This window comes from Phormidesmis priestleyi ULC007, assembly GCF_001895925.1.
GTDB classification, from domain to species: domain Bacteria; phylum Cyanobacteriota; class Cyanobacteriia; order Leptolyngbyales; family Leptolyngbyaceae; genus Phormidesmis_A; species Phormidesmis_A priestleyi_A.
In genome coordinates this window covers 1-6,167 of the sequence record NZ_MPPI01000077.1, presented here as the reverse complement: position 1 = coordinate 6,167, position 6,167 = coordinate 1, and the positions used below count along the sequence as shown (strand labels likewise).

Genomic DNA, 6,167 nt, shown 5'->3' with positions numbered 1-6,167 from the left:
GTTGGGCGTTCCCTCATCCTCGGTCGGGTCGCCCAGGTGCCGAAACTTGCCGCACTTCTCCAAGGTGGTTAAGTCAATCAATACTTTCAGGGGGCTGCCAGAGCCTGGAAGATGCGCTCTCATCTGCTGCAACACCTGGTGGCGAGTCGTTCTCAGCACCGAACGAGTTGACCACTCGGAGTGATTCAGAAAGCGGCTCAACGCGCTAGCAGATTTCGTCTGGCACCCCTGAGGGACAGGATGACCCTGCGCCTCTAAAAACAGTCCTAAAAGAGAACTGAGACTAGCGCGCTGATAGGGGCTAGGCATCAAGTGAAGCAGGGCGTACACTAATCCTTGGGCGTGTTGCAAGATGGTTTCCATAACCGTCCTAATTCAGCTATTTCTACGCCCTTTCTTACAGACTTTTAGCCGTTTTGCAACTCCCTGTTGAGACTGCTGCAAGATCTGAGTTTACCTTGCAGGCACATTCAGCGGCGGACGGCTGCGATACCACTCAATATAACCATCAATTTCAGACTGATTATCTAGATAAAAACTAAGGGCATCAAATACTTGAGCCGCAGATACGAGATCAAATAGCTGAGATGGAATTTCTTCGGGTGCAATTCCCGATCGCCAAAGTTCCACAATGTCTCGTACTGTGACCTGAGTTGCCACAATCGTCGGTTCTTGCAAAAACGCTTCTCTATCCCGAACCACATACCGAGAAACAGCGCCTGGAACAGTTTGAGACATCAGCCCTTGCTCTACAAGTTATTCTCTCTATTGTAATCGAGTCGTTCTCCAACGATTGCGATCGCAGTCTCGTTAAAGCTTGATACTCCAGTTGAGCTTGCGTTTAAGACAATTTCCACGTTCGGATTTCAGCCAACGCGATCGCAGCCTCTTCCTTGGTCACGCTTGGCAGTCGATTCGTAACATAGTCCTCATCTAACCCTGTGATTTGGCTAAATTCTGGTTCGATGCCGTCGAGCAGTTGGGGTGCGATCGAACTGACTTGCCAATCTCGATCCCAGAAAATTCGATCCGCGAGTTCGTCGATAATTTCTTCCCACAAGTCGAGATTGGTGGAGTGATCGCTAAAATCAGCCTCTTCCTCACGCGCTCCATATTCCTCGATCGCAGATTCCCAACGCGGACGCACAAATCCTTCAAACGCTTTCCAAAGCAGCCGACGGTAGGCATACTTCAGATCTTCCTCTTCATCTGACCATTCATCTTCTTCTGCGATTTCTTCCTCTACCCGCATTTGTAGATAAGCAAAGGGAAAATAAGCGCCTGCTTCGAGAACACTGTTCAACTCTGGGGCTTCGACTTCTGGCTCCAAGAGTGCCGAGAGACAGCGGTGAAGGATGACAACTTTCTGATGAATATTAGCGGAATCGAAGATGCGATCGCCCGTTTTCATATCCAATTCATCATTCATGAGTTCAATGTAATCTACGGCACTCTGCACTGCTTCGAGATACAATGCTGCCTCAATGTCTTCTAGTGATCGTGTGCCCAAACTTGTTCGCCAAACCATGTCGCCGTTCCTCAAAACAATCGTGCGCGGAGTCCCCAAATGTCCCTTTACATTTTCTGTGATCTCTGCGAAATCTCTGCAAGCAGATTGCGATCGCTCAACGACGAGAGCAACCTCGAATTTGACGGGCGGAAGAGATCCTCGTGCTGGGTGCGACCTCCATCCGATACATTGGAAAAAACCGATTACCTTTTGCTCCATAAGGGTTTTGAGTGCCTGTAAAATTGATCAATGAATAATCAAAAGGACTACTGTGAAATCGTTCAAAAACCTTATCAGCAGGAGGCTTGAGTCACTTTAGTATCAGGTAGAGGTCGCACCCCTCGTGCTTCGAGACCAAACGTGTAGGCATTTGAGGAATCGCCGTACAATAAAGAAGTCAATCTGAGAGAGCATTATGGCAGAGCGAGTCACGCTAACCCTTCCAGATTCATTAGCGCAACAGGTTCATGAAGTGGCGACCCTGACGCAACGCCCTTTGGAAGACGTGCTGTTAGAATGGCTGACTCGTGGCAGTATGGAACCTGCAATCGCTTCTCTGTCTGATACTCAGGTATTAGCGCTCTGCGACTCAGAATTATCTTTGCAGGAGCAAACGCAACTCAGCGACCTTTTGGGGAAACAGAGAGAAAATCAGCTACGTTCAGATGAACGATCGCATCTAGATCATCTATTACAGCGCTATCGCCGTGGATTAGTGCGGAAGGCGGAAGCCTGGAAGATTGCGGTGGAACGAGGTTTGCGTCCTGCGATTGGCTAGGAACATGAACCGTCCTTATATTTCGGTTGAGGTTGTAAGACAAGTCCGTGAGGCTGCACAGAATCGCTGTGGGTACTGTTTGAGTCCGCAATTTCTGGTCATGGCACGATTGGAGATTGAGCATTTGATTCCGGCGTCAAAAGGCGGCAGTAGCGAGGAGTCAAATCTGTGGTTGGCTTGTCCAATTTGCAATGGATACAAAGCAGATAAAACTGAAGCAATCGATCCGGAGACTAGAGAGAGCGTATCATTGTTTAATCCGCGATCGCAGGTTTGGACAGAGCATTTTCGCTGGATCGAGGGTGGCTTGAGAGTAGAAGGATTGACTGCGATCTGACGGGCAACCATTGCAGCGATCCGACTGAATGATGATCCTGATGCCTTGACAGTTCGCAGCTACTGGATTCTGGCAGGTTGGCATCCGCCCGAACTTTAGCTCTATGAGTTTCTTTCAGCCATAAGATTTCGCTTAACATCTTCGGTAGAACGGTGGGAATACGGCTTTATTTCTTTTTGCGATTCGTGCGTCGCGCCGCTGCTTGCTGCTTCCGTTTCGCCTTCTTTTTGGCTTTTTGCCGCTGATAGTCGGTCGCATCAAATCCCGATAAGGCAATCGGCAAAGAATCGCGCTCTATCAGAGATCGTGGCAATTCATAGCGTTTTCGAGGCCCTTCATCGGGTGATTTCAAGCCCAAACTGACCTGCACATCATCCCAATCTCCATTGAACAATTCGTCTACCTTTTCAGCCGCAAACGCCTGCTCGATCAGAGGAACGGCTTCCATGACTCGCAACTCAACCAAGCTTCCAATCACGAATGCGTTCATTTCAGGGTCATTCTCCTCAAAATGAGCCAGCTCGTCTTGCAAAATGGCGATGCACTGCGCGGTGACTTCCGGTTGCGTTTTCGCGATTCTCTCCAACCCTTCCACGGGAATTGTCCGCTGCCAACCGGATTTTGTACGATCGCGGATCAATTCTGCCAATGCTGGAATGCCAAGTGCGCCAATCATGCTGAACACGGTTGGCAGTTCTGAGGTCATCCAGTCTCGCCAACCCTCGTGATCCTCATACTCCAGCGATTGTTGCAGTAATGGCACGATGGCGGCTTCGGCTCGGAGTTGTCCCAACGCTCTCCACGCGTGAACGGGTGCCCAGCTTTCTGCCTCGTCGCCGTCTTGGTCGTAGAGTTCAGGGTCGGTTGCCATGCGAATCAAGCCGGGAATGTCGTTTGAGGTGATTCCCAAGGCTGGATAGTCAATCCAAGAGTCAACGCCGCCCCATTTGCATTCGCCTTGAGTCAGGAGTTGAGTGAGGGGTTCAGAATAGTCGGATATTGCCATAATGCGATCGTGCAGGGAACAGAATGTCACTTTGTTTTCTATCACGATTTTACGAATCTTGTGCAGCACGGTGATATCTTGCAATGCTGAGAATGAGGCTTGAATGGGGAGTTGCGATCGCAACGACAAACAGAAATTTTCTAGTCAAAGAAATCATTGAGAGATCCTGGTTATAGAAAATGCGGCGTGTAATATTGAGAACAAGCCCCGTCCTTCGTTGCCCTCTCAATGATTCCTGATTTCCAGCCCTATCTTGAATCGATTCGTGCTGCTTATGCCAAGTGGTGGCAGCTTTACACGTTGACCGATGCCCAAGGGAAACAACGACAGTCGAAGGACGTGTCCCCGTTTTTTGACTTTGGCTTGACCGTACAGACGGTGAAGCGAGAAGAGCGGGAAGAGCGAGAAGCAGAGAAAGTTGAACGATTTCCAGTTCTCGAAGGGATTCGCAAGTATGCAGACCAGCAGGTATTGTTGGTCGGGCAACCGGGTTCGGGGAAGTCTAGGGCGTTGGCGCGGTTGATGCTGGAAGAGGCGACGAAACCACAGGCGAAAATTCCGGTTCTGGTGGAATTGCGCTATTGGCAAAGGTCGATCGAAGAATTAATTCGCAGTTCATTCGCTCGACATGAGCTGCGCGTTGAATCATTAGAACTGGTGTTGGCGCGATCTCTACTCCTATTCGATGGGGTGAATGAATTGCCTTCGGAAGAAGCGCGATCGCAGCTTTCCACTTTTCGACGCAACCATCCGAAACTACCGATGATCTTCACCACACGAGATTTGAGTCTTGGGGGAGATCTGGGAATTGAGCAGAAATTAGAAATGCAGCCGCTCACCGAAGCGCAGATGCAAGCGTTTGTTCGATCGTATGTGCCAGAGCAAGCAGAGGAAATGCTACGGCAACTAAAGGATCGATTGCGAGAGTTTGGACAAACGCCTTTGCTGCTGTGGATGTTATGTAGCCTGTTTCAGCAGACGGGACAGATTCCAAAGAATTTGGGGATGGTGTTTCGGGAGTTTACGCAGGGCTATGAGCGGTATTTGAAAGAGGATGCGCGGATTGAGAGCGATCGGACTTGGTGGAAGCCTGTGCTGCAACAGTTAGCATGGGTGATGATGCAGGGGGAGAAACCGACAGAGTTTCGGGTTGCGATCTCAAAGGAAGAAGCGGTGAGAGCGATCGCGCAATTTCTAAATGAGAAAGTGCCATTTGCAGAAGATTTTGCTCGGAAGTGTTTGAGAGACTTGCAAAAGCATCATTTGATTCAGGCAGGGACGAACAGCGAAGAGCTAGAGTTTCGGCATCAACTGATTCAGGAGCATTATGCGGCAGAGGCGTTGCTAGAGCAGTTGCCGAAGTTAGAGCCTAAGACACTGCAACGAGACTTCCTAAATTTTTTGAAGTGGACGGAACCTGTAGCACTAATGCTGGCTTGTTTGGATGAAGAACTGGCGGAGAAAATAGTAGAGTTGGCGTTGGAAGTAGATTCGAGACTCGGAGCGCGATTGGCAGGAGAAGTAAAGTCGGAGCTTCAGAAGATAACAGTCAGCAAGATAGACATATTAGAAGTACCCAAATGGTTAAAGATAAAGCTTTTGGGGGAAACAAGATCGAGTCTTGTCATTTCTACACTTCTACAAGAACCAAAAGATGAAACAGGCACTATCTCTAATAAAGTAGCTTGCGCGTTAAAGCTAATAGATCAAGCAATCACAAGTCCTGAATGTGCTGAAGCAATAGCCCTCTATATAGAAATCCATGAGAGTGACTATTCGATGGAGCCATTAAAACTGCCTGATGAAGATGCTACTGATTGGCAAACAACAGAAGAGCTTGTTAATCTATTTGCTAATCGACCAATTCCTGTTTTGCTTAAAGTTTTGGAAAATGACAATGAACAAGTACGTTGGATAGCAGCAATTACATTGGGTAAGTTGAATGCTGTAGAAGCAGTTCCAGAATTGCTCAAATCACTGAAGAATCTCAGCAGAAATGCTCGTCAGATGACTTTTGAAGTACTAGAGCAGTTTGAATCACAGATACTTCCTGCATTACTTGAAGTACTAGAGGATGAGAGCCGCTACCTGCAACAGCAGTCAGCCCTGAAACCAGGGAAGCAAATTTTATGCGCACTACCCTGGAGCAATGTACGGAGGATAATTATGGGATCAGTTTTCATATATGTTCGAGTGTGATCAAGCGACTAGAAGGTTTTGGATGTCAAGTAATTCCCTATCTGCTGAAGGAATTCACAAATAAAGATTCGCATATGCGTTGGGAAGCAGCGGCGGTATTGGGAAGACTAGGTGCTACAGAAATAAGTCCTGTGTTGCTCAAAGTAATTCAAGAAGAAGAAATGTATGACCGTTGGGAGGCAATTAAAGTTCTAAAAGATTTAGGGCGTGTAGAAGAAATAATGGGTTTGTAAAGTAGTTTGTGTCAAGCGATAAATAACTACATGGGAAACCTCCCTTCAAACTCGATAGCAAAGCGATTTAATGCCCGTTTCCAGTCTCGGATCGGCATTGTCCA

The 6,167-nt window shown here is 48.0% G+C and carries 7 protein-coding genes and 1 pseudogene; 4 read left to right on the top strand and 4 right to left on the bottom strand.

Annotated elements, in window-relative coordinates; translation table 11 throughout:
• From BRW63_RS26530 to BRW63_RS26520, 3 genes and pseudogenes are all read right to left on the bottom strand, one after another.
• Window positions 1-363, bottom strand: a pseudogene (locus BRW63_RS26530) (hypothetical protein); the annotation flags it as partial.
• Window positions 364-453: 90 nt separating this feature from the next.
• The gene (locus tag BRW63_RS26525) at window positions 454-738 is read right to left on the bottom strand and encodes a DUF433 domain-containing protein (protein ID WP_073075316.1); all 285 of its coding nucleotides are present in this window, start codon (window positions 736-738) and stop codon (window positions 454-456) included.
• A 103-nt stretch (window positions 739-841) separates the two neighbouring features.
• Window positions 842-1,528: a hypothetical protein gene (locus tag BRW63_RS26520; RefSeq protein ID WP_106254238.1), complete on the bottom strand. Its 687-nt coding sequence runs from the start codon at window positions 1,526-1,528 to the stop codon at window positions 842-844.
• A 397-nt stretch (window positions 1,529-1,925) separates the two neighbouring features.
• Between BRW63_RS26520 and BRW63_RS26515 the strand changes: the two genes are divergently transcribed.
• Both BRW63_RS26515 and BRW63_RS26510 read left to right on the top strand, forming a co-directional pair.
• A complete protein-coding gene (locus BRW63_RS26515) occupies window positions 1,926-2,288 on the top strand; it encodes a hypothetical protein (protein ID WP_073075314.1) in 363 nt (120 codons plus the stop codon).
• Between the two features lie 4 nt (window positions 2,289-2,292).
• Window positions 2,293-2,625 (top strand): HNH endonuclease, encoded by a 333-nt coding sequence (locus BRW63_RS26510; protein WP_219898752.1) that lies wholly within the window; start codon window positions 2,293-2,295, stop codon window positions 2,623-2,625.
• Window positions 2,626-2,791: 166 nt separating this feature from the next.
• On the opposite strand, the gene BRW63_RS26505 is transcribed toward BRW63_RS26510, so the two are convergent.
• Window positions 2,792-3,760, bottom strand: coding sequence for a hypothetical protein (locus BRW63_RS26505; protein ID WP_083583270.1), 969 nt, complete (start codon window positions 3,758-3,760; stop codon window positions 2,792-2,794).
• A 99-nt stretch (window positions 3,761-3,859) separates the two neighbouring features.
• On the opposite strand from BRW63_RS26505, the gene BRW63_RS26500 reads away from it, so the two are divergent.
• On the top strand, window positions 3,860-5,830 hold the full coding sequence (locus BRW63_RS26500; protein ID WP_073075313.1) for an NACHT domain-containing protein: 1,971 nt from the start codon (window positions 3,860-3,862) through the stop codon (window positions 5,828-5,830).
• Entirely contained in the window at window positions 5,827-6,063 is a 237-nt protein-coding gene (locus tag BRW63_RS26495) for a HEAT repeat domain-containing protein (protein WP_073075312.1), read from the top strand. The genes BRW63_RS26500 and BRW63_RS26495 overlap by 4 nt, the downstream gene beginning before the upstream one ends.
• Window positions 6,064-6,167: the final 104 nt, after the last annotated feature.